27 protein-coding genes are annotated in these 26,803 nt (G+C 69.5%); 19 read left to right on the top strand and 8 right to left on the bottom strand.

Annotated features, from left to right (window positions below; all coding sequences use genetic code 11):
• Nucleotides 1-120: 120 nt before the first annotated feature.
• The 5 genes from HHX41_RS06385 (at nucleotide 121) to HHX41_RS06365 (ending at nucleotide 5,161) form a co-directional block, all read left to right on the top strand.
• Nucleotides 121-1,629 carry a serine hydrolase gene (locus HHX41_RS06385; protein ID WP_220503759.1) on the top strand — a complete coding sequence of 503 codons (1,509 nt, stop codon included), beginning with the start codon at nucleotides 121-123 and terminating at the stop codon, nucleotides 1,627-1,629.
• Nucleotides 1,626-2,321 carry a response regulator transcription factor gene (locus tag HHX41_RS06380; RefSeq protein WP_169985505.1) on the top strand — a complete coding sequence of 232 codons (696 nt, stop codon included), beginning with the start codon at nucleotides 1,626-1,628 and terminating at the stop codon, nucleotides 2,319-2,321. The genes HHX41_RS06385 and HHX41_RS06380 overlap by 4 nt, the downstream gene beginning before the upstream one ends.
• Before the next feature lie 4 nt (nucleotides 2,322-2,325).
• Nucleotides 2,326-3,918: a histidine kinase gene (locus tag HHX41_RS06375; RefSeq protein ID WP_182905159.1), complete on the top strand. Its 1,593-nt coding sequence runs from the start codon at nucleotides 2,326-2,328 to the stop codon at nucleotides 3,916-3,918.
• A 162-nt stretch (nucleotides 3,919-4,080) separates the two neighbouring features.
• Nucleotides 4,081-4,731: a DUF6461 domain-containing protein gene (locus HHX41_RS06370; protein ID WP_182905158.1), complete on the top strand. Its 651-nt coding sequence runs from the start codon at nucleotides 4,081-4,083 to the stop codon at nucleotides 4,729-4,731.
• A 34-nt stretch (nucleotides 4,732-4,765) separates the two neighbouring features.
• Complete coding sequence (locus HHX41_RS06365) at nucleotides 4,766-5,161, top strand: ACT domain-containing protein (RefSeq protein WP_182905157.1); 396 nt, start codon at nucleotides 4,766-4,768, stop codon at nucleotides 5,159-5,161.
• Nucleotides 5,162-5,180: 19 nt separating this feature from the next.
• On the opposite strand, the gene HHX41_RS06360 is transcribed toward HHX41_RS06365, so the two are convergent.
• On the bottom strand, nucleotides 5,181-5,666 hold the full coding sequence (locus HHX41_RS06360) for a DUF2000 domain-containing protein (protein WP_182905156.1): 486 nt from the start codon (nucleotides 5,664-5,666) through the stop codon (nucleotides 5,181-5,183).
• A gap of 110 nt (nucleotides 5,667-5,776) precedes the next feature.
• On the opposite strand from HHX41_RS06360, the gene HHX41_RS06355 reads away from it, so the two are divergent.
• The 3 genes from HHX41_RS06355 (at nucleotide 5,777) to HHX41_RS06345 (ending at nucleotide 7,623) form a co-directional block, all read left to right on the top strand.
• A complete protein-coding gene (locus tag HHX41_RS06355; RefSeq protein WP_182905155.1) occupies nucleotides 5,777-6,235 on the top strand; it encodes an Lrp/AsnC family transcriptional regulator in 459 nt (152 codons plus the stop codon).
• A 331-nt stretch (nucleotides 6,236-6,566) separates the two neighbouring features.
• Nucleotides 6,567-6,905 (top strand): hypothetical protein, encoded by a 339-nt coding sequence (locus HHX41_RS06350; RefSeq protein ID WP_182905154.1) that lies wholly within the window; start codon nucleotides 6,567-6,569, stop codon nucleotides 6,903-6,905.
• 16 nt (nucleotides 6,906-6,921) lie between these two features.
• On the top strand, nucleotides 6,922-7,623 hold the full coding sequence (locus HHX41_RS06345) for a helix-turn-helix domain-containing protein (RefSeq protein ID WP_182905356.1): 702 nt from the start codon (nucleotides 6,922-6,924) through the stop codon (nucleotides 7,621-7,623).
• A gap of 31 nt (nucleotides 7,624-7,654) precedes the next feature.
• Here HHX41_RS06345 and HHX41_RS06340 read toward each other — a convergent pair whose 3' ends face one another.
• Nucleotides 7,655-8,215, bottom strand: coding sequence for a nuclear transport factor 2 family protein (locus tag HHX41_RS06340; RefSeq protein ID WP_182905153.1), 561 nt, complete (start codon nucleotides 8,213-8,215; stop codon nucleotides 7,655-7,657).
• 264 nt (nucleotides 8,216-8,479) lie between these two features.
• Here HHX41_RS06340 and HHX41_RS06335 point away from each other — a divergent pair, with 264 nt between their 5' ends.
• The 4 genes from HHX41_RS06335 to HHX41_RS06320 all read left to right on the top strand — a co-directional run bounded on the left by HHX41_RS06335 (nucleotide 8,480) and on the right by HHX41_RS06320 (nucleotide 12,359).
• Entirely contained in the window at nucleotides 8,480-9,037 is a 558-nt protein-coding gene (locus HHX41_RS06335; protein ID WP_220503757.1) for a CDP-alcohol phosphatidyltransferase family protein, read from the top strand.
• A complete protein-coding gene (locus HHX41_RS06330) occupies nucleotides 9,030-9,638 on the top strand; it encodes a 1-acyl-sn-glycerol-3-phosphate acyltransferase (protein ID WP_169985493.1) in 609 nt (202 codons plus the stop codon). Before HHX41_RS06335 ends, HHX41_RS06330 begins: the two co-directional genes overlap by 8 nt.
• 1 nt (nucleotide 9,639) lies before the next feature.
• On the top strand, nucleotides 9,640-10,572 hold the full coding sequence (locus HHX41_RS06325) for a phosphatidate cytidylyltransferase (protein ID WP_169985491.1): 933 nt from the start codon (nucleotides 9,640-9,642) through the stop codon (nucleotides 10,570-10,572).
• Between the two features lie 251 nt (nucleotides 10,573-10,823).
• Complete coding sequence (locus HHX41_RS06320; protein ID WP_182905151.1) at nucleotides 10,824-12,359, top strand: S8 family serine peptidase; 1,536 nt, start codon at nucleotides 10,824-10,826, stop codon at nucleotides 12,357-12,359.
• A 91-nt stretch (nucleotides 12,360-12,450) separates the two neighbouring features.
• Here the strand turns inward: HHX41_RS06320 and HHX41_RS06315 are convergent, their stop codons facing one another.
• Nucleotides 12,451-13,500 carry a serine hydrolase domain-containing protein gene (locus tag HHX41_RS06315; protein WP_310741800.1) on the bottom strand — a complete coding sequence of 350 codons (1,050 nt, stop codon included), beginning with the start codon at nucleotides 13,498-13,500 and terminating at the stop codon, nucleotides 12,451-12,453.
• Nucleotides 13,501-13,945: 445 nt separating this feature from the next.
• On the opposite strand from HHX41_RS06315, the gene HHX41_RS06310 reads away from it, so the two are divergent.
• The 6 genes from HHX41_RS06310 to HHX41_RS06285 all read left to right on the top strand — a co-directional run bounded on the left by HHX41_RS06310 (nucleotide 13,946) and on the right by HHX41_RS06285 (nucleotide 22,087).
• Nucleotides 13,946-14,173 carry a cinnamycin family lantibiotic gene (locus HHX41_RS06310; protein ID WP_169985488.1) on the top strand — a complete coding sequence of 76 codons (228 nt, stop codon included), beginning with the start codon at nucleotides 13,946-13,948 and terminating at the stop codon, nucleotides 14,171-14,173.
• Between the two features lie 273 nt (nucleotides 14,174-14,446).
• Nucleotides 14,447-17,659, top strand: a complete 3,213-nt coding sequence (locus tag HHX41_RS06305; protein WP_182905150.1) for a type 2 lanthipeptide synthetase LanM family protein — start codon at nucleotides 14,447-14,449, stop codon at nucleotides 17,657-17,659.
• A 60-nt stretch (nucleotides 17,660-17,719) separates the two neighbouring features.
• Nucleotides 17,720-18,715, top strand: a complete 996-nt coding sequence (locus HHX41_RS06300) for an ATP-binding cassette domain-containing protein (protein ID WP_182905149.1) — start codon at nucleotides 17,720-17,722, stop codon at nucleotides 18,713-18,715.
• Nucleotides 18,715-19,569 carry an ABC transporter permease gene (locus tag HHX41_RS06295; RefSeq protein ID WP_182905148.1) on the top strand — a complete coding sequence of 285 codons (855 nt, stop codon included), beginning with the start codon at nucleotides 18,715-18,717 and terminating at the stop codon, nucleotides 19,567-19,569. The genes HHX41_RS06300 and HHX41_RS06295 overlap by 1 nt, the downstream gene beginning before the upstream one ends.
• Nucleotides 19,570-19,663: 94 nt before the next feature.
• Nucleotides 19,664-20,881 (top strand): serine hydrolase, encoded by a 1,218-nt coding sequence (locus HHX41_RS06290; RefSeq protein ID WP_182905147.1) that lies wholly within the window; start codon nucleotides 19,664-19,666, stop codon nucleotides 20,879-20,881.
• Nucleotides 20,882-21,046: 165 nt separating this feature from the next.
• Nucleotides 21,047-22,087: an NBR1-Ig-like domain-containing protein gene (locus tag HHX41_RS06285; protein ID WP_259400738.1), complete on the top strand. Its 1,041-nt coding sequence runs from the start codon at nucleotides 21,047-21,049 to the stop codon at nucleotides 22,085-22,087.
• Nucleotides 22,088-22,146: 59 nt separating this feature from the next.
• On the opposite strand, the gene HHX41_RS06280 is transcribed toward HHX41_RS06285, so the two are convergent.
• From HHX41_RS06280 to HHX41_RS06265, 4 genes are all read right to left on the bottom strand, one after another.
• Nucleotides 22,147-23,097, bottom strand: coding sequence for a SpoIID/LytB domain-containing protein (locus HHX41_RS06280; RefSeq protein WP_182905145.1), 951 nt, complete (start codon nucleotides 23,095-23,097; stop codon nucleotides 22,147-22,149).
• 33 nt (nucleotides 23,098-23,130) lie between these two features.
• Complete coding sequence (locus HHX41_RS06275; protein ID WP_182905144.1) at nucleotides 23,131-24,027, bottom strand: peptidase inhibitor family I36 protein; 897 nt, start codon at nucleotides 24,025-24,027, stop codon at nucleotides 23,131-23,133.
• Nucleotides 24,028-24,068: 41 nt separating this feature from the next.
• Complete coding sequence (locus HHX41_RS06270; protein WP_182905143.1) at nucleotides 24,069-24,914, bottom strand: peptidoglycan-binding protein; 846 nt, start codon at nucleotides 24,912-24,914, stop codon at nucleotides 24,069-24,071.
• A 487-nt stretch (nucleotides 24,915-25,401) separates the two neighbouring features.
• Nucleotides 25,402-25,836: a DoxX family protein gene (locus tag HHX41_RS06265; RefSeq protein ID WP_182905142.1), complete on the bottom strand. Its 435-nt coding sequence runs from the start codon at nucleotides 25,834-25,836 to the stop codon at nucleotides 25,402-25,404.
• 78 nt (nucleotides 25,837-25,914) lie between these two features.
• On the opposite strand from HHX41_RS06265, the gene HHX41_RS06260 reads away from it, so the two are divergent.
• The gene (locus tag HHX41_RS06260) at nucleotides 25,915-26,388 is read left to right on the top strand and encodes a MarR family winged helix-turn-helix transcriptional regulator (RefSeq protein ID WP_182905141.1); all 474 of its coding nucleotides are present in this window, start codon (nucleotides 25,915-25,917) and stop codon (nucleotides 26,386-26,388) included.
• Nucleotides 26,389-26,464: 76 nt separating this feature from the next.
• On the opposite strand, the gene HHX41_RS40235 is transcribed toward HHX41_RS06260, so the two are convergent.
• Nucleotides 26,465-26,800 carry a response regulator transcription factor gene (locus tag HHX41_RS40235; protein WP_396794098.1) on the bottom strand — a complete coding sequence of 112 codons (336 nt, stop codon included), beginning with the start codon at nucleotides 26,798-26,800 and terminating at the stop codon, nucleotides 26,465-26,467.
• Nucleotides 26,801-26,803 lie beyond the last annotated feature (3 nt).

Here is a 26,803-nt window from a genome sequence, read left to right as displayed (position 1 = left end):
GGTCCCCGACCTGACGAAAGTCAGATGAGGACCTCCCGATCGCCCGCTGTGCCGCCCCTCCGGCCGCTCCTACCGTACGTGACCTGCGAACGGAAAGCTCGGAGGGGAAACACGGTGCGGATGCGCAGGATCGCCGCGACCGCCGGCCTGGCCGGTGTGCTGCTGCTCATGTCGGGGACGACGGCGAACGCCGCGACGGGGACGACGGCGGCGGGCGCCGCGACGCGGACGACAGGCGCGGCCGGGCAGGCCGGTCTGACCGCGGAGTCCGTCGACCGGTACGTACGCGACTACATCCGCCGCACGGACCTGCCCGGCGCCGTGGTGACGGTCGTCAAGGGCGACCGGGTCGTGTACGCCGCCGGTCACGGCCACACGGCCGGCGGCGAGGCGATCACCGCGGACACCCCGATGCCGCTCGCCTCGCTGTCCAAGTCGTTCACGGCCCTCGCGGTGCTGCGCCTGGCCGACGAGGGCAGGATCGACCTCGACGCCCCGGTCCGCCGGTATCTGCCGGAGTTCACCATGGCCGATCCCCGGGCTCGGCGGATCACCGTACGGCAGCTGCTCCAGCAGACCTCGGGCATGAGCGACCGGACCTTCCCCGATATGACGCTCCCCGCGCCGGACGACCTCAAGGGCGCCGTCGCGATGCTCGGGACGGCTCCGCTGGCGGCGGCGCCGGGCACCCGGATGGCGTACCACAACCCCAACTACGCGGTCGCGGCTCGGCTGGCCGAGGTGGTGTCGGGCCTGCCGTTCGCCGATCTCATGACCGCCACGGTGTTCACTCCGCTCGGCATGGCGTCCACCCGCACGGTGGACACCACCGAGGACCTGCCCGGCGCGGGCGCCGGCTACATCCGCGCGTACGGCCGGGTGATCGAGCGCGCGCACCCGAAGTGGTTCGTCAACGGCTCCTATGGCGTCGTCAGCACGGCGGACGACCTGGCCAAGTGGCTCGCCACGCAGACCGGCGCCGGCCACGTCATCCCCCGGGGCCTCGTCGAGGCCACCCAGACCCCGTCCGGTGTGGGCGGCAGCACGTACGGCATGGGCTGGTCGGCCCAGCGGACCCCCGGAGGAGCACCGATGCTGCGGCACACCGGCTGGCTGCTCACGCACAACTCCGCGCAGACCGTCCTGCCCGGCAGCGGGTACGGCATCGCGGTCGTCACCAACACGGGGATGATCTCGGGTGACGACGCACTGATCATCAGCGACGGCCTGGTCGACCTGATCGAGGGACGGCCCGGCGCGGGCGCCGCGCCCTTCACGACGTCGGTGGACCCCTGGCTGGGCGCGCTGTCGCTGCTCAACCTGGGCCTCGGCGTGGCCGGGGTCGTACGCGCCCCCCGCTGGACCCGGCGTCGCGCCCGCCGGCCCGCGTGGCGGATTATCGCGCGGCTGGCGCCGTACGCGCTGCCCGTCGCCTTCTACCTCGGGCTGCCGGCGCTGGCCGCGGTGGTGCTCAACCGGGTGGGCACGCTGGACCAGCTCACCTACGTCTGGCTCGCGCTGTACGTCTGGGCCGCCACCGGAGCGCTGGCCGCCGTCGCCGTCGTGGCCGCCCGTCTCGCCCACGCCGTACGCTCCCGGCGGCGGGCCGTTGGTAACGTCCCGGCATGAGCAGCGGTGAGCCGGGAACGATCCGCGTCCTGCTGGCGGACGACGAGGCGCTGATCCGGGCCGGTATCGCGGGCATCCTGGCGACGGCCGGCGACATCGAGGTCGTCGCCGAGGCGGGCGACGGGCACGAGGCCGTCGACCTCGCCCTGCGCCACCGTCCCGCCATCTGCCTGCTCGACGTCCGGATGCCGCGCCTCGACGGGCTGGCGGCCGCCGCCGAGCTGCGCCGCGTCCTGCCCGAGGTCGCCGTCGTGATGCTCACGACGTTCAACGAGGACGACTACGTGACGAGCGCGCTCGGCTCCGGCGCGGCCGGCTTCCTCCTCAAATCGGGGGATCCACGCGAACTGATCGCGGGGGTCCGCGCGGTCGCCGCCGGCGGCGCCTATCTCTCCCCCGCCGTCACGCGGCGGGTCATCACCCGTCTCCGTGCGCGCCCGCTCGGCACGGAGGCCGCCGCCCGCGCCCTGGTGGCCGAGCTCGGCGAGCGGGAGCGGGAGGTGCTCGCGCTGGTCGGGGCCGCCCTGTCCAACGCCGAGATCGCCCGGCGCCTGCACCTCGTCGAGGGCACGGTCAAGGGGTACGTCAGCCAGATCCTCGCCCGTCTCGGCCTCCGCAACCGCGTCCAGGCCGCGATCCTCGCGTACGAGGCGGGTCTCGTGCCCGAGGCTCCGCTCGACCGGAGGGCGTGAGGCGGTGCGGACGTACCGTCTCCTCGACCTCGGTGTCTGGCTGGCCGTGTCCGCGCCGCCGGTCGCGTCGGTCGTCGACGGCATCCTCGACGGCATCGGCGACGGCGTCCTCGTGGACGTCGACGCGCGGCGGGTGGCGGCGGCCGTGGCCGTTCCGCTGTTCGCGGCCGCGACGGCGGTGAGCCGCAGGTGGCCGCTGGCGGCGCTGGCCGTACCGGTGGCGGTGAGCCTGGCCCTGGACGTGCAGATGGTCGGCCCCCTGTCCTGGACGTGGGCGGCGCTGGTGATCTTCGGCTACCTGGCCGGGCACCGGATGGCGAGCGCCCGCCCGGCGCTGTGGTTCTTCGCCGTCGTCGCCCTCGCCGGGCTGCCGCTGTCCGCGCTCGTCCTGCGCGACCTGTGGGGCTGGCCCGCACAGCTCGCCACGCTGCTGCTCGCGGTCGTCTCACCCTGGCTGCTCGGCCGGTGGCGCCGCCAGCACACCGAACTGGTCCGCACGGGCTGGCGGCTCGCCGACCGGCTGGAGCGTGAGCAGCAGGCCGTCGCCGACCGCGCCCGCCTGCGGGAGAGGGCGCGCATCGCGGGCGACATGCACGACTCGCTCGGCCACGATCTGACGCTGCTCGCGGTGCGCGCCGGCGCGCTGGAACTCGACCCCGGTCTCGACCCCCGGCAGCAGGCGGCCGTACGCGAACTGCGCGAGGCCGCCGCGGCCGCCACCGAGCGGCTCCGCGAGATCATCGGCGTGCTGCGCGCGGACGACGAGGGCACCCCGCCCTTCGACGCGATGCCACCGCGTGAGGAGAGCGTGGAGACGCTCGTCGAGCGCGCCCGAGACTCCGGCGTGCCGATCGTCGTCGAGCACCTGGGCGGCACCGGCGACCTGGCTCCGATGACCTCGCTCGCCGTGCGCCGCGTGCTCCAGGAGGCCCTGACCAACGCCGCCAAGCACGCTCCCGGCGCGACCGTACGCGTCGCTCTCGCGTCCGATGACGGCGTCGTCACGCTCCGCGTGGTCAACGACGCCGCCCCGGTGGCCGCCCCGCCGGACCTCGCCTCGGGTGGTTCGGGGCTCGTCGGGCTGGCGGAACGCGTGCGGCTGGCCGGCGGCGTCCTGCGGGCGGGCCCGGCCCCCGGCGGGGGTTTCGAGGTCGCCGCCCAACTGCCCGTCGACGGCGTGCGCGCGGACGACGGACCCCCGCGGGCGGCGGGCCCCGGCATGCCCGTGACCGCGTCGGCCCGGGAGCTCGACCTCGCCCGCCGGCGGGTGCGGCGGCGGCTGGCTCAGGCGGTCGTGGTCCCCGTGGCCGTGCTGGCCGGGATCTTCGTGCTCCTGATCCCCCTCCACTTCGTCAGCTCGTCGTTCTCCGTCCTCGATTCCGCGGCCTACGATCGGCTGAAGGTGGGCGAACCACGCGACGACGTGCGGTCCCGGCTCCCCGCGTTCACCAGGGACGGCCCGCCGGACGGCGCCCCCGCCCCGCCACAGGGCCAGGACTGTGCCTACTACACCGTGGAGGCCGATCCCGCCCGCGCCTACCGTCTGTGCTTCGCCCGCGGCCGGCTCTTCTCGAAGGCGGTCGTCCCCGGGCCGTGACATGGCGTTAAGCAAGATCCAAGCCGGTTCCAGGACCGTGCCGCCATCCTCTTGACGCAGACGGCATCCGCCGTCGGCGGACAGGAACGCGACGAACGGCCTCGGCCCCGGTTCTGCGGGCGGTGGTCGCCACGACGTCGCGAGATGACCAAGGGGGCTCACGTGCCCGATGCTCTCGCCCGTTTCCGGTGGCTGGCGGCCCCGCCCGGAGCCGCGGACAACCCGCTGGGCGACGTCTTCTGCGTGTCGTTCTTCCACGGGCTGGAGCCGGCCGAGGTCGCGGCCCGTATCGATCCCGCCGGAGCACCGGTGGGTTCGATGACTCTCGGCGAACTCGACGACGCGGTCACGGAGTTCATCGAGGGGACCGACGGCGGCTACGGCGGCGGACACGTCGGCGTCACCCGGATCGGCGAGTGGAGCGTGATGGTCGAGTTGTGCGGCTGGCACACCACCCTGGGCGAGAACCTGGCACGCCTCTCGCAGGGCTGCGAGGCGGTGGCCGTCGGACGCCACGACTACGCCGAGCACAGCTTCCTGTACGCCGTGGACGGCGAGATCGTCACCGCGTTCACGCCGCACGCGTCGGTCAACCGCCGGGGCAGCGACCCCGATCGGCTGAAGGAGCCGATGCGCAGGGTCGGGCTGCCGCTGACCGCCACGGCCGGTAAGGCGGCCTGGGACGTGCGGTGGGACGACGCGCTCCCGAAGGCGTTCGCGCTCGCCGCCAGGATCACCGGGGTGACCCTCGCCGCGGACTCCTTCGCCGGGCCGCTGCTGGTCGCCTCCGTCACCGAGTGGTCCCAGGTCTAGGTGTGTTGTCGGAGGGCTCTGCTACACACGCCTTATGACCTCACCCGCCGCCCAGCGGCTCGGCATCGTGCCGTCCGTGTTCGCCGTCCAGCACCTGCCGCAGGCGACGTTCCCCGAGGACGACGACTGGATCGCGCTCGTACGCGCCCCGGAGGGCCTCACCGTGATCCGCGAGGCCTGGCCGACGGGGTCCGGCGACCGCTGGATCGGCCTGTACGGCGGGGAAACGGGACACCACCTGGACGTCCCGGGCATGCTGGCGGCCATCGTGGGCCCGCTGGCCGATGCGGCCGTCCCGGTGTTCGTCGCCTCGACGTTCCACGCCGACCTGGTCCTCGTGCCCGAGCCGAGGATCAAGGAGGCGGTCGCCGTACTGGAGGATGCGGGGCACCGGGTGGACACCCGCCACCTGCGCTCGCCCGGCTCCTGACCGTCGCCGGGATGCCGGGTCACGGCATCAGGGGCAGTTTTCCCACGATCTTGTCCACCCGGTTGCGCGGCCCGACCACGCTGACCGCGTAATACTCGACGTCGCCGGCCGCGGTCTCCTTCATCGTGGCGAGATAGTCGGCGTAGACCCGCGTCCGCTGGGCCGCGGCGGGCATGTCCGCCACGAAGCAGCCGGCGGACGCCGCGGCCTTGGTGCGGATGGCACGAAGCGTGGCGGTGTCCGCGGCCAGCACCGAACACCCCGCCCAGGGCAGGCCCGGGTGCGCACCGCCGTCGGCGTCCACCGCGTCGTCACCGAGGAGCCCGGTCACCGCCGTAGAGGTCGCCGCGGCCACGCAGACGGCGGCGTTCACGGCACGGCCCGCGGGAAGGTCGCCGTCGACCACGATCACCCACTTGAGGCGAGCCGCCCGGGTCGGGAGGGCCGGGTCGATCTCTTCGGGGGCGAACCCGACACCCGTGGTCGCACCTTCATCGGCCGTCATCCCGGCCTCCTATTCATCCATCCGGCAGTACGGCGAAAATGCTAGGCACCCATACGATTGGACTGCAAGGAATCCGTACTTATATCGGAAGAAGGGGCGTAGAGGCGGGCATGGACGAACTTGATAAGGCGATCCTGGCGGAACTGCAGTCGGATGCACGGAAGACCAACCGTGACGTCGCCGCCGCGGTCGGGGTCTCGCCGACCACGGCACTCGACCGTACGCGGGCGCTCCGGCAGCGCGGCGTCATTCGGGGAGCGATCCTCGACGTCGACCTCGCGGCGATCGGGCGTCCGGTCCAGGCCCTCATCGCCATCCGCGTACGTCCCCCCTCGCGGCGCAACATCGAGGGCTTCCGCAACTGGGTCAGCGCGCTCCCCGACACCCTGGGCGTCTACGTGACGACGGGCACGGAGGACTTCATCGTGCACGTCGCGGTGCCGGACAATGCCAGCCTGTACGCGTTCGTGATCGACAAGCTCACCGAACGGCCCGAAGTCGCCGACGTCCGCACGTCGATCGTCTACGAGCACCTCCGCAACACCCGGATCGGCCCGAGCGGTCCGTGATCCGTCCCTCAGCGGCGCCGGTGACGGTGTGGGTCCCGGCGGGTGCCCTCTGACTCCGGTCCGATCTGCCACCCGTCCGGAAATCCGATTGCCAGTCACCTCGGGGGCTGCGAATACTCCTGTTGGTCATCCGTACGGCGATATCGGATGAAATCGACGAGGTGGGGTGATCAGCGTGCGGACGAGGTTGCGGAGGCTGCACGCAGGCGGCCGGGAGTTCGCGTGGACGGCGCAGATCAATCACGTGGCAGGCGAGCGTGACTGTCACCGATGCGTCCGCCTTCGCGTCTGGGGTGCCGGGAAGAACGGCCGCGTGCTCCAGGCGGATCTGTTGTCCACGGCCGTGCTGCCGTGGGGGTGCGCGACCGACTGCGCCTACCCGACTCCGAAGGATGTGCGGAGAGTCGTCGACTACGCCTTGACGCATGGCTGGGATCCCGACCTCGCCGGCGGGACCTTCTTCCTGAGCGAGAGCGAACACGCCGGCGAGTTCGGACTGGACGACTTCCTTCTCACCGATCGCCTTCGGGACGACGGGGCACCGGACCCCACCGAACAGGTGTTCCGTGCCCGCGGCGACCGTGAGACCGGTGAGGTCGCGCCCTTGCCCGGCTCAGGGAAAATGATCTGGGCCGGTCTTCCGCGAGGTTCGGCGCGCACGGGCGATTGAGGGGGGTGTGACCCGGATGGGCCTGGACATCGAGAGCCGGTCGTCCGACTCGCCGTACATCGAGCGGGTGTGGCGGAGCAGCAGCCGCGACGTCGAGCAGATGACGGCGGTCGCGACGGCGCATTGGGATCTGGTCTTCTGGGAGCATCGCGGCCAGGTCAGCGCGTCCGTCCAGGGGCCGGAGTCGAAGGCGAGCTCGGCCCCCGTTCCCGAGGAGGCCGCGTTCTTCGGGATCAGCTTCTCTCTCGGCACGTCGATGCCCCACCTTCCGGTCAGCCGGCTCGTGGACGGTTCGGCGGAGATCCCCGATGTGACGCGCGGGTCCTTCTGGCTGAAGGGTTCCACGTGGCACCTGCCCGACTACGACAACGCCGAGGCCTTCGTCGAGCGGCTGGTGCGCGAGGGTGTCGTGGAGCGCGACCCGCTCGTCGCCGCGGTGCTCGGCGGCGCGTCGCCGGACGTGTCCGAACGCACCGTGCAGCGGCGCTTCGTGACGGCGACCGGGCTCACCCGCGGCACCGTGCGGCAGATCGACCGCGCCCGGCGGGCCGCGGTCCTGATCCAGGAGGGCGTGCCGGTCCACGACGTGATCCACCGTCTCGGCTACTTCGACCAGCCGCACCTGGCACGGTCCCTGAGCCGATACATCGGGCGCACCGCCACCCAGTTGAGCGAGCGGAATCCGGCGCAGCCGCTGTCACTCCTCTACACGCCCTGACCGCTCGCCCGCCGGGCCACAGCACCGGAATTCACGGCGCGGACTCGGCCCGCACCTGCTCGAAGAGCTGATTCAGACGCCCGAGCCCTGCCGCGGTCCGCAGCACGTCGGAGTAGTCGCGCAGGTGGACGATACGGCCGTCGCGGGCTCGCAGGACGAGCACGAACCGGGAAGAGAACGGCTGCCCGGTCGCCGGGTTGACGCCGTCCATCTCGCCCTCGGAGATGACCACGTCGGCGTCGGACGTCTCGTGAACGCACATCTCGCGAAATCCGGTCAGCGGCGGCTCGGACACCGACCCCCAGGCCGCCCTGAAGCCTGCACGGATCTCCTCGCGCCCGTCGTACCGCTGCGACGGACCGCGATGCGGCGTCCAGAACACGAACTCATAGGTCGCCTCGTCGGCGAACAGATCGGCAAGCGAGTCGGGCGAGAAGTCCAGCATCGCCTGATGGAAACAGTCGAGCAGCTGCCGTGGAGTCGCGAGCACGCTGTCCCCTTCATCGCCGCGAATGTCGCTCAACAAACGTAGACCGATGGAGAATTCACGGTCAACAAGTGTGGAGTCGAGATGGATCCGAGACGCCGCCATTCCTTCGGTTACCGCTGGTAACCGGGATTCAAGCAGTCGTCAAGCGCCCGGAACTACTAATGATCACCGAGTTCACGGGTCTTGTCCGGCAGGGCGATGAGCCGCCCTCCAGCAGTGCACGGATACGGCTGGCCCAGTGACGAGAGAGTTGTCCGGCGATGCGCTCGCCGGTTCCGAACGAATCAGCGAAGGACGGATATGACGCTGCAACGCCGGCCTGTCAGATCCCGGTCCAATGGCGCTGTCCGGGGTGTCGCCTCATGGATGTCCGGCACCTCCGTCACGCCGAACCAGATCTCCTGCGCCAGTGTGGTGTTCGCGGGTCTGGCGGGATGGGTGCTGTCGGGGGCTCCGGGATGGGCCGGATGCCTCGCCGCGACGGTGCTCATCCAGTTGAGGCTGCTGTGCAACGTGCTGGACGGCCTCGTCGCGGTCGAAGGAGGGAAGAAGTCCCCGACCGGCGCGCTGTACAACGAGTTCCCGGATCGCGTCGCCGACTCGCTCGTCATCATCGGGGCGGGATACGGCGCGGGGCTGCCGGAGGTCGGGTGGCTCGCCGCGCTTCTCGCCGTGACCACCGCGTATGTCCGGGTGTTCGGGGGCGCGCTCGGCTTCGAGCAGGAGTTCCTCGGCCCGATGGCGAAGCAGCACCGGATGGCCGTCCTGTCGGCCGGCTGCCTGATGGGCGCGGTCGAGTCCCTCCTGACCGCGACGCAGTACTCGCTCAAGGCGGCGACAGTGGTCGTGGCCGTCGGCTCGGCCGTCACGTGCTGGACCCGCGGTCGCGCCATCGCCAGGAGATTGCGGGCTGCCGATGTCTAGTCTCCTCAGGGTGGCGCTGGTCTGGCTGGTCCGGATCGTCGTCGGCGCCCACCCCCGATACCTGTCCGCCCTGGCGACCGGCCGCCAGCGGATCTATTTCTCGAACCACACCAGCCACGTCGACACGATGGCGATCCTCGCCGCGCTTCCCGCACGGCTCCGCGAAAGCGTCCGGCCGGTGGCGGCGCGCGACTACTGGGACTCCTCACCGCTCAGAAGCTTCGTCGCGCGGCGCGTGCTCGACGTCGTCTTCGTCGAACGACAGCGGCAGGGGACGGGTGACCCGCTCGATCCGCTGCGGGAGGCGCTGCGGGAGGGGGCCTCTCTGGTGATCTTCCCTGAGGGGACCCGGGGCGCGGGGCCGGAGCCCGGGCCGTTCCGGAGCGGCATATTCCGGCTCTCACGGGAATTCCCCGACGTCGAGCTCGTCCCCGTGAGTCTGTCCAACCTCAATCGCGTCATGCCCAAGGGAAAGGTGATCCCCGTTCCCCTCCTGTGCCGGGTGGGGTTCGGCGCGCCACTCGAGCGGGTGCCCGGCGAGGAGAAGGACGCTTTCCTGGAACGCGCTCGGGGCGCGGTGATCACGATCGGAAAAACCTGACATGCCGCACGTCTTCTGGATGACGATCGCCGGAATGGTGACAGTGCTCACCGCGGCGACAACGGTGGGAACGGTCCTGGCGCGTCGCGCCGGCCCGGGGAACACGACGGTGCTGAACCTCAACCAGCGGATCAACGCCTGGTGGGTCATGATCGCGGTCGCCGGCACCGCGATCGTCGCGGGGAGTCACGCGACGATCGTGCTGTTCGCGCTGTGCTCGTTCTTCGCGCTCCGCGAGTTCGTCACGCTGACCCCGACCAAGGACGGCGACTACTGGTCGCTGCTGCTGGCGTTCTACGTCGCGCTTCCGGTCCAGTTCGCGCTGCTCGGGTTCCGCTGGTACGGGCTTTTCTCGATTTTCATTCCGGTCTACGTGTTCTTCGTCGTCTCGGCCGCCGCCGCGCTGTCGCAGGACACCTCCGACTTCCTCGAACGCAATGCCAAGATCCAGTGGGCGCTGATGGTGTGCGTCTACGGCCTGAGCCACGCCCCCGCGCTGCTGATGCTGGAGATTCCCGGCTACTACTCCGGAAACGGCCCGCTTCTGCTGTTCTTCCTGCTGGTCGTGCAGTCGAGCGACGTCTTCCAGTACGTGTGCGGCAAGCTCTGGGGCCGCACGCCGCTGTCGCCGAAGGTGAGCCCGTCCAAGACCGTCGAAGGGCTCGTCGGGGGCGGTCTGGCGGCGGTGCTGCTCGGCGTCCTGCTGCACGGGCTGACGCCGTTCACCCCCTGGCAGGCCGCGCTGATGTCGCTCGCGATCGTGGCGGCCGGAGTGATCGGCGGCCTCGTGCTGTCGGCGGTGAAGCGCTCGCTCGGCGCCAAGGACTGGGGCGAGATGCTGGCCGGGCACGGCGGAATGCTCGACCGGGTGGACTCACTGTGCTTCGCCGCACCGCTGTTCTTCCACCTGACCCGGTACTTCTTCGTCCCATGACCCGCGCCGGCCCCCGCGCGCCGGACGGCGTCGCCGTACGTGCCGCTGTGCGGCGGCGTGCCCGGATGGGCCGCTGCCGGGCCCGGCAGGTGCCGTTACGCTCTGGTGAACTCTTGAACAATTCACGATCGAGCTGTTACCGTCACCAACCAACTCTAAAAGCTGGTTTCAGGACGATTTCGGACTTTCGGCGCCGAAGCCAGCCAGACCACGGCGATGGTGCCGCGGTCTCACCGTTCTAGGAGCAACCCATGCAGCATGCCCTGCCCAAGCGACGCCTCGCGGCCACCGCCGCGGCGTTCGCCATGGTGGGTGCCGCCTTCCTCGGAGGCGCGACCGGCTCGGCCAGCGCGGCCACCACCGACGAGCCGACGTCTACACCGGTCAACGTGGACATCCCCGACGGGATGCTCATGAGCTACGTCGTCAACGCCCGGATCGCCAACCCCGGCCAGACTCGTCTCGTCGAGCGCGCCGTCGAGGCCGCCGGAGGTGTCGTCGTCCAGTCCTGGCCCGAGATCGGCGTGGTCGTCGCCCACTCCGACCGTGCGGCCTTCCGCGTGAACGTGACCGCCAAGGGTGGCAACGCGGTCGCCTCCGTCGGCGCCACCCGCACGGCCGGGGTCTCCGAGGGGACGCCGGCCGACCTGGCCGCGCCGTGGGGCCCCGGCGCCAACGGGTACAAGAAGGGTGCCAAGAAGCCGGACAACGGCGACATCCCGTCCGACCCACAGCCCGGCGAGAGCCTCGACCCCAACGAGGGGGTCCAGTGGGACATGCAGATGATCAAGGCTCCGCAGGCGCAGGCGATCTCCGACGGCAACCGCAACGTCCTCGTCGGGGTGCTCGACAGCGGCATCTCGCCGACACACCCGGACCTCAAGGCCAACATCGACGTCGCGAACTCGGTCAACTGCAGCAACGTCGGCCGTCCGGACCAGACGCCGCTGGCTTGGCGTCCGACGACGAGCGACCACGGTACGCACGTCGCCGGCACCATCGCCGCCGCCCGCAACAACATCGGCATCGTCGGTGTCGCGCCGAACGTGCGCATGGCGTCCGTCAAGGTCGTCAACGACGACGGCTTCATCTACCCGGAGTACGCCGTCTGCGGCTTCATGTGGGCGGGCCTGAAGCACATGGACGTCACGAACAACTCCTACTACGTCGACCCGTTCGAGTTCTGGTGTGACGACCAGCCCGACCAGGCCGCCAGCAAGGAGGCCGTCCGGCGCGCCGTGCGGTGGGCCACCGAGCAGGGCGTCGTCAACGTCGCCGCGGCGGGCAACTCCAACTACGACATGGCCAACAAGACCGTGGACAAGGGCAGCCCCAACGACGCGCCGAAGCCGACCGTGCGCACGATCAACAGCGGCTGCAACGACATCCCGGCCGAGCTCGACGGCGTCGTGACGGTCGCGTCCCTGCAGCGCGTGGGCACCACGCTGGACAGCGTCCGGTCGTCCTTCTCCAACTACGGCCTCGGCAAGATCGACGTCGCGGCTCCCGGCTCGTCGATCTACTCGACGACGTGGAACACCCGGACGGGGGTGGATGGCTACGGCACCAAGAGCGGTACGTCGATGGCGAGCCCGCACGTCGCCGGCGTCATGGCGCAGATGAAGTCGGCGCACCCGTCCTGGTCGCCGGCCGAGATGATCAACGAGCTCAAGGCGCGGGCCGTGCCCAAGCCGTGCCCGCAGAACACCGCGGCCTGCACCGGCACCGTCGACGACAACAGCTTCTTCGGCGCCGGTGTCGTCGACACCCTCGCGGTCGTCAAGTGAACTGACCCCGGTGTCACCTGAGTGAGACCACCACGCTGGGCCCGCATCGTCACGACGGTGCGGGCCCAGTGCCGTACGGCGACGAGGCATGTCATTCCCACACCCGGCGCGGCGGCTGACGGCTGCCGCAGAACTCGGCGATGTAGGCCTTGTCCATCAGCGCGATCTGGTTCTCCACTCCCCAACTGCCATTGATCACCCAGGCGAGCGTGTGGGTACCGCCCGACCGCCCGGTCACGCCGGTGAGATAACCATCGAGGGTGCCGCCGTGGCCGTACACGGTGATCCCACAGGGGAGCTTCGTGATGATCACGCCGAGGCCGTATTCGTCGATATCCGAGCCCGCGCGGGATCCGGGAACCGGTGTCAGCATCTGACGCAGGACAGGCTGTGGCAGCAGACGCCCCGCCAGCAGGGCCGAGGCGAAACGGTTCAGATCTCCGACGGTCGAGATCAGGTCGCCGGATCCGGGCGCGAAGCTCGTGTTGAGCACGGTCGCGTCCTTGACGGCACCGGAGTCCGACATCGTGTAGCCGTGCAGGTAGGGAGGGGCGATGGACGAGGATCCGCCGGGGAAGTAGGTCGAGCGCAGGCCCAGAGGCCGGATGATCCGCCGCGTGATCTCTTCCGTGTACGGCCGGCCGGTGACCCGCTGAATGACCATCCCGAGCAGGACGTAGTCGGTGTCGGAGTAGTTCCAGGCCGCCCCGGGCGGGAACAGCGGGGGATGTGAGACCGCGACGCGGACCAACGCGCGCGGCACAAGACGGCGGGACGGGTCACGCTCATAGGCCTGGCCCAGTTCCTTGTCGGTGGTGTAGTCGAAAAGGCCGCTCGTGTGGTTCAGCAGCATCCGCAGGGTGATCCGCCGGCCGTCGTTGCCCTTGCCGTCGACCAGGCCCGGCAACCAGTGCTCGACGGTGTCGTCCAGTCGGAGCCGATCCTCGGCGACCAGTTGCAGGACCGCGGTGGCGACGAAGGTCTTCGTGATGCTCCCGGCCCTGAATCGCGCATCAGGCCGCGGCGCCGTGCCGTTCCGGACGTCGCCGACCCCGATCGCCACGTCGGAGGTCCGCTCCCGACTCCATGCCTGCGCCAACGCCCCCGGATAGTGGTTCTGGCGCACCGCCTCGGCCAGCACCGCGCGCAGGGCGGAGTCTCCGTCCTTGTCCGGAACCGGGAGGGGAGACGCCGGGGGGCCGAGAAGCGCCACGGCGAGGGTTGCCACCGCCATGACCGCCCGGCGAGAGGCCTGCGCGCGAAGCGGTGTGCGCTTCATCCGCCCTCCCTGACCCCGTGCCGGCCCGGCTTATCCGCCCGTCACCGCGGAGCGGACCTCCCCTGGCACCTGCACGCGACCATTCAATACCGCCACGATTGCCAATCAAACAAGAAACGCGTAAACAAAGTTAAAGGCCTCGGAACAAAGAGCTGAACACTGCCGCCATCTTGCCGACAAGTTTACGTCCCGGTTGCAACACATGTAGCACCGGAGGTGATACTGAAAATACGAGAGGGCAAGCCGGATGCGAATATTCGACCCAGCCCGGACGATCATTTCTCCGAAGCTCGATCAAGGAGATGCAATGGACAGGATGATGGCACTTCAGGCCACCGTCGACGATGAGTTCCGCGCCGAACTCATGACGGATCCAATCGCCTTCGATACTGAGGTTTCCGCGTTACCCGACCCGATCGAGCAGCCCGACCAGGAGTCGCTGAGATCCTGGACGACGGGCGCCGCCAGCGAAATCTACGCCTGTCCGGCCACCCATCATTGCATCCACACCCACGTCTGTCGTAAGACCTATTAGGCGCCGGGCAAGAGGACGCCGACATCGGCGCGGCCGGCCACCGTCGTCCGCGCCGCCGCCGACCGGCAGCCATCCCATGCCGAATGAACACGGGATGTAGGTGGCCGTCGCGGACCGAGATCTGTTCATCAAGAACAAACGCCTGCCCCTACGGCATGGCCTTCATATTCGCGTCATGTCGCACTAGGTGCGAACGGGAAAACACGGCAAGTCGCACAGTTAACCGGCCACGGCCGGCCAGCCGTCCGTCGCGTACCAAAAGGAGTCCGACCGTTGGGCGACCACCACTCCTTTGTCGACATCGCCGCCGCTGCCGCGAACCTCGCCGAACGTCTGCGAATCCTGGCCGGACTGGAGGCCACCGGACCGGCGACGTTCGCTGACCCGCTTCCCCGATTCGACGCCTGGAAGATCGACCGGATCTCCCAGCGGCTGGCCGTGAAGACGGACGTCAGGGCACCGGACCCGTCCGCGCCGGCGGCCCCCGGGCGGGACGACCTCCGGCGGGCGCTTACCGCCTTCCGGCATCACGAGCTCGGCCTGCGCGATGCCGACGACGACACCAAGGCGGTGTTCGCCGAGGTGCAGCGCTCCTGGCTGCCGACCTACCAGGCCGCACTCGGCGGGTTCGACCGCTCCGCCCAGGATGCGCAGGACGCGAGTTGGCGGCGCCCCGAGATCTACTACGGTCGGCTCGCCATCGCCTGCGAGCCGTTCCTCCTCGAACTCGGCCGCCGGATGGACGCCGCCCGGGCCTGCCATCCGGGCCGATTCAGCCGTCGCATGACCGACGATCTGCAGCGGCATCTTTTCGAGCGTTTCGAGCTGTCACTCGCGTGGGCCGTGGAGGCCGACGCGAAGGTTCACTGCGCCGAGGCGGGCATCGACAGGGCACGGGCGACCCGTGAGGACTTCCGGGCGTACCTCGACGCCACATTCGCCGAGGCGGCCGACCACCACCGCTTCCATCTCGGGTTCCCGGTCCTGGGACGCTGGCTGGCGCACATCACCGCCTTGCTGGCGGACTTCGGATGCGAGCTCGTCGAGCGCCTCGAGGCGGATGCCGCGGCGATCGGCCAGACGATCTTCGGGGAGGACATCTCATCGTTCCTGTCACTGCGGCCGGGGATCTCCGATCACCACGCCGGAGCCCGCACCGTCGCCCTTGTCGAGGCTCGGCTGGTGAGCGGGGCGACCGGTTCGTTCGTCTACAAGCCGCGCTCGATCGCCGCCGAGGCGACGATGCAGAAACTGCTCGCGCGGCTACGCGACGACGGAGTGCTCGATTTCGCGCCGTATGCCGTCCTGCCACGGCCGGGGTACGGCTATGAGGAGCGGATCCCCCCGGGCCGTAACCATGTGACGACCCGTGAGGAGGTCGAGCGGCTTTACCGGGAACTCGGCGGTCACCTGGGGATCTTCTACGTACTGGGCGGAGACGACCTGCATTTGGAGAATGTTCTGGTCGCCGACGGTCACGCCCACGTCTGCGATTGCGAGACCGCCCTCAGCGTGCTCTTACGTGGTCAGGCACGACCGCCGGGCACCCTCCTGGACTCGGTGTTCAGAACCGGACTGCTCGAGTGGCCGCGCGCGGCGGGCTCCGGTGACCTGATGCGGGCCAGCGGCTACTCCGGAGGCGAGGCGTACGAGCTCCCGATGCCCGTGCCCTGCCTCGAAGAGCGGCGCGACAGCTTCCGGACGTCGGTGACGCACATGACCGGCGTGCGCGTCGAGCCGGGGACTCATAACCGGGTGTTGGTCGGCGACACGGTCGTACGACCGGAGGACTTCACCGAAGCGATCATGGAGGGGTTCGGCCGGGTGCACGAATGGTTCGAGCGCCGGCCTGACGCGGCGGTACGCGCGGTGACGGAGATGTTCGGCGGCGTCTCCGTCCGGTTCGTCAACTGGGCCACCCAGCTCTACGTCAACCTGTTGCAGCACGCCCGGCACCCCAGGTGCCTGGTCGACCCCCTGGAGGTCGACCTGACCCTCGGCACGGTTCGTACCTTCCTGCAGAGCTGGGACCGGGACGGCCGGCTCGCGGAGCGGGAGGTCGAGTCGATGTGGCGGCTCGACATACCGATCTTCACCATGGACGCCCGCGGCGGGCCGCTCATCCACGACCACACGACGCCGCTGGCGATCGACCTCGACACCTCTCCGCTCGGCTGCGCCGCGCAGCGGATCCGGTCGCTGTCCGTGGACAACCGCGAGCGGCAACGCCGCTACATCGCGGCCGGCCTGCGCACGAGTGAGGTCGCCAGCCCGGCCTTCGTGTCCGCCGCCGCCGAACAGGCGAGCCGGGTCGGCGAGCGCCTGTGCGCCATGCTCCGCGAGCCGTCGGAGCCCGCACCGTGGACGTCGTACGAGATCAGCCCGGACGGGCCCGTACGGGTCGACATCGGCGGCGACCTGTACGACGGGGCGGCGGGCATCGCACTGTTCCTCGCCTACCTCGACCAGATCGTTCCGCGACCGGAGTTCCGGCGGGCGGCCGAACGGGCCCTGTCCCACGCCGTCGCGGCCACCGATCGCCGGCAGATCGGCGCTTTCACAGGCGTCGGCGGCCTGATCTACCTGCTCACTCACCTGCACCGCCTCTGGCGGGACCGCGAACTGCTCGGGCTCGCCGTGCGCCTGAGCGAGGACCTCCGATCCCGGATCGAGGCCGACACGGCACTGGACGTCTTCAGCGGTGCCGCCGGCCTCATCCCGGTGCTGCTCGGGCTCGCCTCCGAGGCGGACGGCGAGGGCGTCGACCAGGCGCATCTGTGCGCGAGAGTGTTGCTGCGCCGCGCCGTCGCGGACGCCGGCACGCTGAGCTGGCCGCCGCCCGATCCTCGCATCGCCCCGGCCAATCTGACGGGCTTCGCCCACGGAGCGGCCGGTATCGGATGGGCGCTGATCCGGCTCGGGCGGCTGACGGACCGGACGGAGTACGTGATCGCCGGACGCCGTGCCCTGGCCTATGAGGCCCGGCACTTCGACGAGACCACGAACGACTGGTACGACCTGCGCACCAGCCCCGGCGGCGTACTGCAGGACGGCCGCTACTACGCCAACGCCTGGTGCAACGGCGCCGCCGGCATCGGCCTGAGCCGCATCGCGAGCTGGGCGCTCCTCGACGGCGACGACGAGTCGCTGCTGCGGGACACGCACCACGCCCTCACGGCGACGCTACGGAACTTCCCCCGGCTGCGGAACGACACGCTCTGCCACGGCCGGTCGGGGAACGCCGAACTGTTCCTGCGTTTCGCCAGGCTGCACGACGAGCCGACCTTCCGGTTGGAGGCGAACGTCCAGGCGCACGAGCAATGGCGGCACTTCGATGACACCCAGAACGGTCTCATCCAGGACACAGCGGGTTTCTTCCCCGGACTCATGATCGGGAGATCCGGCCTCGGCATGCACTTCCTGCGCCTGGCCCACCCCGACCGGGTCCCGTCCCCCCTGCTCCTCGATCCAGTACCCGGCGGATGAAAGAAGTGGGCACGACGCCGTCATCGCGCCGCATGCGGAGGAAGGCCTGAGGGAGGAACCGTGTTCGGAACCGGCCATCGGAGCGCCCAGGCGCCGCCCACCGCACGCCGGTGCCAGGGCGTTCCCGCGATACGGGCGACCGGCCTCCACAAGTCCTATCCGGACGTGGACGCCGTGCGTGGCGTCGACCTCACGGTCGAGCAGGGCGAGACGTTCGGCCTCCTCGGCCCGAACGGCGCGGGCAAGAGCACGATCATCGCGATGCTGTGCACACTTGCCGTGCCCACCGCGGGCCGCATCGAGGTGGCCGGTCACGACACCCGGACCGCGCCCGGCCCGGTGCGGCGAAGTCTCGGAATCGTCTTCCAGGAGAGCACGCTCGACGGGGAGCTCACCGCCGCAGAGAACCTCCGCTTCCACGCCGACCTGTATGCCATGCCCAAGGCCGGGCTGGCCGCCCGGATCGACGCGATGCTCGACCTGGCCGGGCTCACGGCACGGCGTGACCACCTCGTACGGACCTTCTCCGGCGGGATGCGCCGCCGTCTGGAGATCGCCCGTGGCCTGCTGCACCGGCCACGGGTGCTGTTCCTGGACGAACCCACCATCGGTTTGGACCCGCAGGCACGCGACCGGCTCTGGGCACACCTGTGCGAGGTGCGTGAACGTGAGACGATCACGATCTTCCTCACGACGCACTACCTCGACGAGGCCGAGCGGTGCGACCGCATCGCCATCGTCGACGACGGACGGATCGTCGCCCAGGGCACGCCCGCCGAGTTGAAGTCGACGCTCGCCGCCGACCGCATCGACCTGCGCACCGGTGACGACGTGGCGGCGGCCGCGACGCTGCGCGAACGCTTCGGGATCGAGGCCGTCGCCGGACCGCGAGGCCTGCGCGTCCAGGCGGAGAACGGAGCCCGCCTCGTACCCCGGCTGTGCGCGGGCCTGGACGTCCCGGTCCACGAGCTGACAGTCACGAGGCCCAGCCTCGACGACGTCTTCCTCCATCACACCGGGCACCACATCCGGGACGAGCCCGGGGGAGGCCGCTGATGGCCGGCGGCACTGTGCCACGCGCCGCGTACGGCCGCGGCCTCGCCGCCGAACTCGTCGCCGCGCGCATGGTGTGGCGGCGGGAGATGCTGCACTTCCTCCGCGATCGGGTCGGCACGCTGGTGTCCCTGGTGGAGTCCCTGATGTTCCTCTTCATCCTCGGCATCGGTCTGGGAGGGCTCTTCGCCGCCTCCGGCGCGGGGTCCGCGTCGGACTATCTGACGTTCTTCTTCCCCGGTGTGCTGGTGATGGCCGCGCAACCCGCCGCGATGTCCGTGGGCGCGTCGATCGTCTGGGAGCGGGAGGACGGTTTCCTCCGTGAGATGCTCGTCGCCCCCGTGTCGCGGAGCACCCTGCTGATCGGCAAATGCCTCGGCGGCATGACGGTCGCGACCTGCCACGGCATGGTGATCCTGGCCAGTGCCGGGCTGCTCCACGTCCCGTACCGGCCCGCGGCGTTCGCGATGCTCGCCGCCGAACTGGCGCTGACGTCGTTCGCGCTGACGGTCCTGGCCGCGGCGGTCGCGGTTTTCGTCCGGCGACCCCGCACGCTGACCACTGTGCTCAGTGTCCTGATGGCCCCCCTGATGTTCCTGTCCGGGACGATGTTCCCGATCAGCGCGCTGCCGGGCTGGCTGGCGTGGCTGTCCCGCCTCGACCCGCTGACCTATGCCGTGGACGCCATGCGCCACACCACCGGAATCGTTCGGTTCCCGCGCGGACGGGCGATGCTGTCCCAGCCGCTCAGCTGGGGCGACCTGCGTCTGTCGCCGCCTGCCGAAATGGCCGTCGTCGCCGCTCTCACCGTGATCACACTGGTCGTGGCCGCCCGGCGTTTCTCCCGGCTCGGCTGATCGGTCACACATGGATCCCACGGTCAGGGGGACATCACGGTACGTGAGAGCGCCGAAGCCGCGTGGGCCCCGGGCGCGCCTTGTGGCGTCGGTAATGATCCTGGCGAGTGTGCTCGGGGCAGCGGCATGCGGGCCGGCCGCGACGCGTACGGCCGCGCCACAGCCGTACGACCAGAGCCGGTTGCAGCGCGACGCCGATGCGATCACCGCGACCGGGGCGACAGGGGTCCAGGCGCGTGCGACCCGTGACAGCCACAACCTGGTGGCCACCAGTGGTTTCGGCGACACCGGCACCAGGCGCCCGGTCAAGCCGGACGATCATTTCCGGATCGGCAGCTCCACCAAGACGTTCGTTGCGACGGTCGTCCTGCAGTTGGCGGGGGAAGGGAAGCTGTCGTTGGACGACACGGTCGAACGTCGGCTGCCCGGCGTGGTGCACGGCAACGGCAACGACGGCAGCAAGATCACTGTTCGTCAGCTGCTCCAGCACACGAGTGGTATCCATGAAGGCGACGAAGGACAGGAGACACCGGCCGACTACTACCGGCACCGGTTCGACATCGTCCCGCCGGACGCGTTGGTGAAAGAGGCCATGCGGCACCGGCCCGACTTCGCGCCCGGGATGTCATGGAGGTACTGCAACGCCGGGTACGTCCTGCTCGGGATGATCATCAAACGGGTGACCGGCCGCCCGTGGTCCGAGGAGGTCGACCGGCGCATCCTTCGTCCGCTCGGTCTGCGGAACACCAGTGTGCCGGGCCTCTCCCCGGACGTTCCGGACCCGCATTCCGAGGGTTACGACCGGTACCCTGACGGCACGCTCATCGACGTCACCCGAACCCGTGCGCCCTACACCGCCGACGCCGCCGGAGCCATCATCTCGACCACCGCCGACCTCGACCGGTTCTATCGCGCTCTCCTCAGCGGCAGGCTGCTGCGCCCGGCGGAACTCGACCAGATGAAACGGACCGTCGCCACCGACGCGGAGGTGCGACAAGCCTTTCCCGGAGCGCGGTACGGCCTCGGGTTGTTCTCCATCCCGCTGTCGTGCGGCGGAAACTACTGGGGCCATGGCGGAGACATCGTCGGATTCATGACGAGGAACGGCTTCACCGAGGACGGCCGGCGGGGCGTCGTCGTCTCGGTGTCCACCGAGAACGCGAACTCCGAGGACCGCTCCCTGCGTCAAATTGGAGCGGCCTCCACGCTGATCGACCACGCACTCTGCGGAACCGGCTCGATCCCACGCCCACCAGCCGAGAGCTCGTTCCGGCCTGGACGTGCGGCTGTCTGGCGATCTTCTTCGAGCTGATCCAGCCGGGCGTGGAGCTGGCCGAAGCTACGTCGACGGAGACGATCTGGGTGCAGGCCACTCCCAACCCTGCCGCGGCGAGCGAGGCGCAGGAGGACGTATGCGAGATGCTCCGTAAGCTTGAGTGGATACCGTGGGCGCTGTTAGCTTCACCCGGTGGACGACATGCCCGCACGGGCGGAGGCGATCGAGGACTTCGCGGCGGCACTGCGAGAACTTCGCAAATCGGTCGGCAACCCACCTTTCCGAGAAATGTCTGGCCGGTCGGGGGCGATCTCCCACACGACGCTGCACGAAGCCACGAAGGGTAACCGGCTCCCGAGTTGGGAGACCACCGTCGAGTTCGTCAAGGCGTGCGGCGCAGACTCGGCCGCGTACCGTGAACGCTGGGAGAGGGCGAATTTAGCGGTCAGATCGGCGAGCGCCGGAGATCCTTCAAGCCGCGCGGGCACCTTGCGGGCCGGTCCGCCTGATGGACTCGAAGCCTCCGCCACGGACATCGCGGAAGATCGTGCCGTGCCCGGCGCCACCGGGCCGCAAGCCCCGCGGCCGGCTGGTGTGGCCCCGGCATCTCCGCCTACGCCGCCGCCCCATGAGATTGCGGGCGACGTCCAGCCAGTCCCCTCCGTGCCGGGGGGCCGAGGGCGATTCCGGCCAACCCGCCCGGCCGCGGCCGCGCTCGCGGTAGCGGCCGCCGGTGTGGCGGCAGTGGTTCTCATCGCGGTCGCCGTCAATCGTGGCTCCGGGACCGACGGGCACAACGTGAACCCGTCCGAGAGCGCATCGAAGACCGGGCTGTCGGCAGCCGACTGCCCGGTGCGCGCCACCAACCCGCCGTGGAGCCCGCCTGTGCACGAGGGTGATTCGGCGAAGTTCATCGGAGACATCACGCTGCCCGACTGCACGCGCGTCGGCCCCCGTCAGACCGTGACCAAGGTATGGCGGCTCAAGAACGCTGGGACCGTGCCGTGGAAGGGATATTCGCTGCATCGCATCGACCTCCCGCAGCAACCCGATCAATGCCAGACCGTCCCCGACATACCGATAAAGGACACGCGCCCCGGAGAGATGGTCGACATCCGGACCGACATCACCACGCCGACGAAGCCAGGCCTGTGCTATGTGCGGTTCAAGATGATGGAGGGCTCGGGACGGGTCGCGTTCCCCGGAGGCCGGCCACTCAACTTCCAGGTCATCGTCGGCTGACGACTGTTCCCCGCCGTGCACGACACGGCGGGGAACAGGGGCGGACCGCCTCCCGCTGCTCAGGACGTGAGAGCGATCCCCTTGTAGTAGTACCTGAGGATCCTGGAGTAGCTCCAGCCCGCCTCGGCCTTGTCGCGAGAGCCGTTCTGCGACATCCAGTCGCCGGTCACCCAGTGGCGGCAGGCCGTCGTCGTGGAGCAGTACTGCGCCTTGAAGATCTTCCCGTTGCGCGTCATCCGGATGCCCCAGGTCGCGTCCACCGCGGCGTTCGTCGCCGCCGTCGCCGAACCCGGCTTGTACATCTGGCTGGACGTGTGGTCGGTGACGTCGTAGCACTGGCCGCTGGGCGTCTTGCTCGCCGACCTCAGCGCCCAGTACCAGCCGAAGTTCTTGACCGCGATCGCCCCGGCCCGGAGAGACTCCCTCGGCCAGTGCGACCGCCACTCGTTCGGCAGGACGTTCTTGATGTAGGTCTTGAACTCCACCCGGTCCACGCGGTTGAGGGATTCCCGGTAGACGAGGATCGTCGTGGGCAGCCTGCTGTCCGTGCCGTCGGTCTTGCACCCGGTCGGCGGCGCGGAGCTCAGGAACCGGTGGGAGGCGTTCTGGTTCTTGAGGCCGGGCTTGAGATTGCCCTTGGCGCCGGGCGCGAAGTCCTGGTAGACGCTGCCGCCGTAGTTGCTGTTGAAGTAGACCCGGACGGTCTTGCCGCTACGGTTCCAGACCGAGGCCGCGGCGTTCTTGACGCACTTGCCCTTGCCGGTGCCCGGTCCCTTGAAGTCGTAACAGGAGGGCTGCCGGGTGCCGTAGTCGCCGACCGATCCGGTGAAGTCCGAGACCGATCCCTGGTTGTTGCTGTTGAAGTAGTAACAGAACTCGCCGGTCTCACACACGCCGTTGCGGGTGGCCGCCGAGGCGGGCGAAGCGGTGGCGAGCACCGCCGCGCCGACCACCAGCGCGGCGGCCGCCGCGGCGGGCCGCGAGATCAGCCGTGCAGTTCGTGGAGACACAGTCGCCTTCCTCTTCTTGGGGGCCGCGGTGCGCTAGCGGACGTTGTAGCCCTGGGAGTTCCAGAACGAGTTCGGGTTCGGGTTGCTCAGATTCGGGTCGCGGACGCTCTTGGCGGCGAGCTTCTGCCGTCCAGGACGCATCTCGACGTGGGTGTGCGCGGCGCTGCGGGACGACACGCCGTGCCACGCCTCGTCCGCGATGATCTGGCCGCGCGCGATCTGCTGGCCCACACGCAGCGAGGACAGCGGAGCGGAGTGCAGGTAGATGATCGTCTTGTTCAGCGAGGCGTTGTAGATGGCGATCGTGGAGAGCCCGGAGCCGCCGTTGCGCCCGTGCACGACGTTGATGATCTGACCGCTGACCAGGGCGTGGACATCCGAACCCTCGCTGCGCTTGATGTCGATACCCTCGTGCCGGCCAGAGGTGTGGACGTAACCGTCGAAACCGCAGCTGATGTAGCCGCCGCCGGTCTGGTACAGCGCGTACGACATGTTGACGCGCGCCGATGACGACGGGCCGAACTGGTGGGAGGCGTTCTGGTTCTTGAGGCCGGGCTTGAGGTTGCCCTTGGCGCCGGGCGCGAAGTCCTGGTAGACGCTGCCGCCGTAGTTGCTGTTGAAGTAGACCCGGACGGTCTTACCACTGCGGTTCCAGACCGAGGCGGCGGCGTTCTTGACGCACTTGCCCTTGCCGGTGCCGGGTCCCTTGAAGTCGAAGCAGGATGGCTGCTCGGTGCCGTAGCCGCCGACGGATCCGGTGAAGTCGGAGAGCGACCCCTGGTTGTTGCTGTTGAAGTAGTAACAGAACTCGCCGGTCTCGCACACGCCGTTGCGGGTGGCCGCCGAGGCGGGCGAGGCGGTGGCGAGCACCGCCCCGCCGAGCACCATCGCGGCGGCCGCCGTGGCGAGGATCTTGTCAAGCGTTCCCATGGTGTTCTCCTTCGTGTCTGTGCAGCCTGGGTGTCGGATGCTCAGCGGCGCTGGTACTCCTCCCAGGTGCGGGTGGTCACCTTCGGGCCGTCGTCCGGGCCACGGCCGGCGAGCCCGTTCAGACCGAGGTAGTAGTCACCGATCTGATGCTGGGCCTGGCTGGAGAGGTCGGTGTCGTTGATGGCGGCGGCATGGATGTGCCATGGCCAGTCGGCTTGATCGGGGCTACGCAGCCATGCCGCGAAGCCGACACGTCGCAACGCACGGACAACGGCGATCCGGGTGACGGAATTCATCCCCTTGACCGAGATGTCGACGACGCCGCCGCCGTCGTGGGTGCCCGCGGACGTGGGGTCGCCGCCGCGGTTGTACGACCCCTGCAGCAGCACGAGGTCGCGGCCGAGCAGCCGCTTCGCCTCGACCAGCATGCTCCGCGTGCGGGTGTCGATGACGACGCCGCCGGCGGATACCCGTGCACCCGCCCCGATAATGTGGGTGACCGTGAAACGGCCGGCTCCGAGCCTGGTGAGCGACGCCCTGCCCGGAAGGCCGTTGGCGGCGAGACCAGTGAGGCCGAGCGACCTCTGGAACTTCGCGAAGGCGACGACCGTCGTGGTGCCGAAGTAACCGTCCACCCACTTCGCGTCGAGCAGGTGCCGGTCACGCAACGCCCGCTCGACGAGGAGCACGCTGGCCTTGGCGCCCGGGGTCAGCGTGTCGTCAGACCGCCGCGGGTCGATCTGGGCCGCCTTGACAGTGGCTTCCATGTTCACGCTCGGAAGGGCCCTGGCGTCGGCTGCCTGTGCCGCCGACATCCCGAACGCTCCGGTCAAGCAAGCGAGCAGGGCGGCCGCCCCGAGGGCGGCGGCGCATGCAGGCAGCTTCATCGTTTCTCCTGGTGTCGAACGCCGGCAGGTGATTCCTGCAGCGGATCCACGGTTTCGGATCGCTCACGCCGTCCACAAGGAGATCGTGTTGTCAGCCTGTCCCGACAGGCTCCCCGTACAGGCTTACGCGCCGCCTGACAACCACCGCACCTCGTGGAGGGCGATAAGCGAGCGGCGACGGAGGCCATTGCGAGCGCTCTACTGGGCCGACCGAAGCGCGCGATCGGCCTGAGCAGCGTGATCGGGCTGCTCGTGCATCGGCGTTCTTCGACACCGCATGGCTCGCCGGTCTCTACACCTGGATGCTGTGGCCGCTGCTCGCGTCGATCGTTTTCGGCCTCCGCCGGCTGCGACTGCGGCGTTAACCCGCAGCGGCGTCCTTCCCGCGTGCCAGGCGTCCAGATGGCGCCCAGATGAAGGGACACCAGATCAGGGATAGATCGAAAAAGCCCCTCTCGCCGAAACCGGCGAGAGGGGCGTGCCGCTCTCAGTGAGCCGTGGCGGCGAGCTTCTCCGAACCACGGCGCTTCCACAGGTCGTCGACGGCCAGCATGCCGCCGCCCGTGAAGCCGATGGCCAGGGCCGCCGCGGCGAGCGCCAGGACGAACTCGTAGCCGCCCTTGTCCACGTACAGGCCGTTGGCCCCGTGAACCAGGATGATCGCTCCGATCATGTTGAGCGCCAGCAGCGTGCCTGCCACCGGCAACAGCGCCCCAAGCACCAGGGCCGCTCCCCCGACCGCCTCCAGTAGCCCAACGAGCGGAGCCGTCACGGCGGGGATGGGCGCACCGATCGACTCGAAGAACTGGGTCGTCCCGGCGACGCCGTTGACGAAGAGCTTCTGCCAGCCGTATGCGATGAAGATGACGCCCACGGCGACCCGGGCGAGCAGCAGCGCAACCGGCCGAAACTTGTGGATCATGAAACCCCGATTCATTCAAACTTGAACGACACAGGCCAGACTAGCCTGGTCGTTCAGTTTTGAACATATCCTGGGGAGATGACGGACGTGCGATGGCTGAACGAGAGCGAGATGGCGGCCTGGCTCGAGTTCGTCTCAGCCAGCCACCTGCTCGAACGACTCATCGAAGAACAGCTCAAAGAGGCCTCCGACCTCACCCATCCGCAGTACGAGATCCTCGTCCACCTCGCCGACGCCCCCGACTGGCAGCTTCGCATGTCCGAACTGGCCCGCCGGGTCGTCATCACCAAGAGCGGACTGACCTATCAGATCGGTCGGCTGGAGAAGCGCGGGCTCGTCGAGCGCAGACGCTGCGACTCTGACGACAGGGGCATCCTCGCCGCACTCACCGACAAGGGCATGGCCTGCCTGAAGAGCACGGCACCCGGCCACGTCAAGGTCGTACGCCAGAACCTGATCGACGTTCTGGACCCCGACGAGTTGGCGGTGATCGCCCGCGCAATGGCCAAGGTACGCCATGCCCACGGCCATCACGAGCACACCGGCCACTGAACGTCACGCCTGGCCGGAGTTGACGAGACTGGGACGACGGCCTGTCACCAGTACTTCACCGGATCGGGGTCCGGCCTCAGCGATGGTCGTCCAGGGCCGTCGTCAGCAGGATCCTTATGTGCGGGCCTCGCGTCGAGGCCCGCACCACGCCGGCCTCGTAGGCGAGCACCACCGCCTGCACGCGATCCCGCACACCGAGCTTGGCCAGGATGCGGTTGACGTGCGTCTTCACGGTCGCCTCGCCGAGAAAGAGTTCCCCGGCGATCTCGCGGTTGGACAGCCCCCGAGCCATCAATCGCAGCACCTCGGCCTCCCTGCCGGTCAGGTGAGCCAGGCCGGGGGCGTTGACCGGCGGAGCCATCGCGGTGTAGCGGTCGATCAGGCGGCGGGTGATCTCCGGTGAGAGCAGCAAAGC

It is taken from the genome of Microbispora sp. H13382 (assembly GCF_014161445.1).
Classification (GTDB): Bacteria; Actinomycetota; Actinomycetes; order Streptosporangiales; family Streptosporangiaceae; genus Microbispora.
This window is presented reverse-complemented; position numbering and strand designations above follow the sequence as displayed.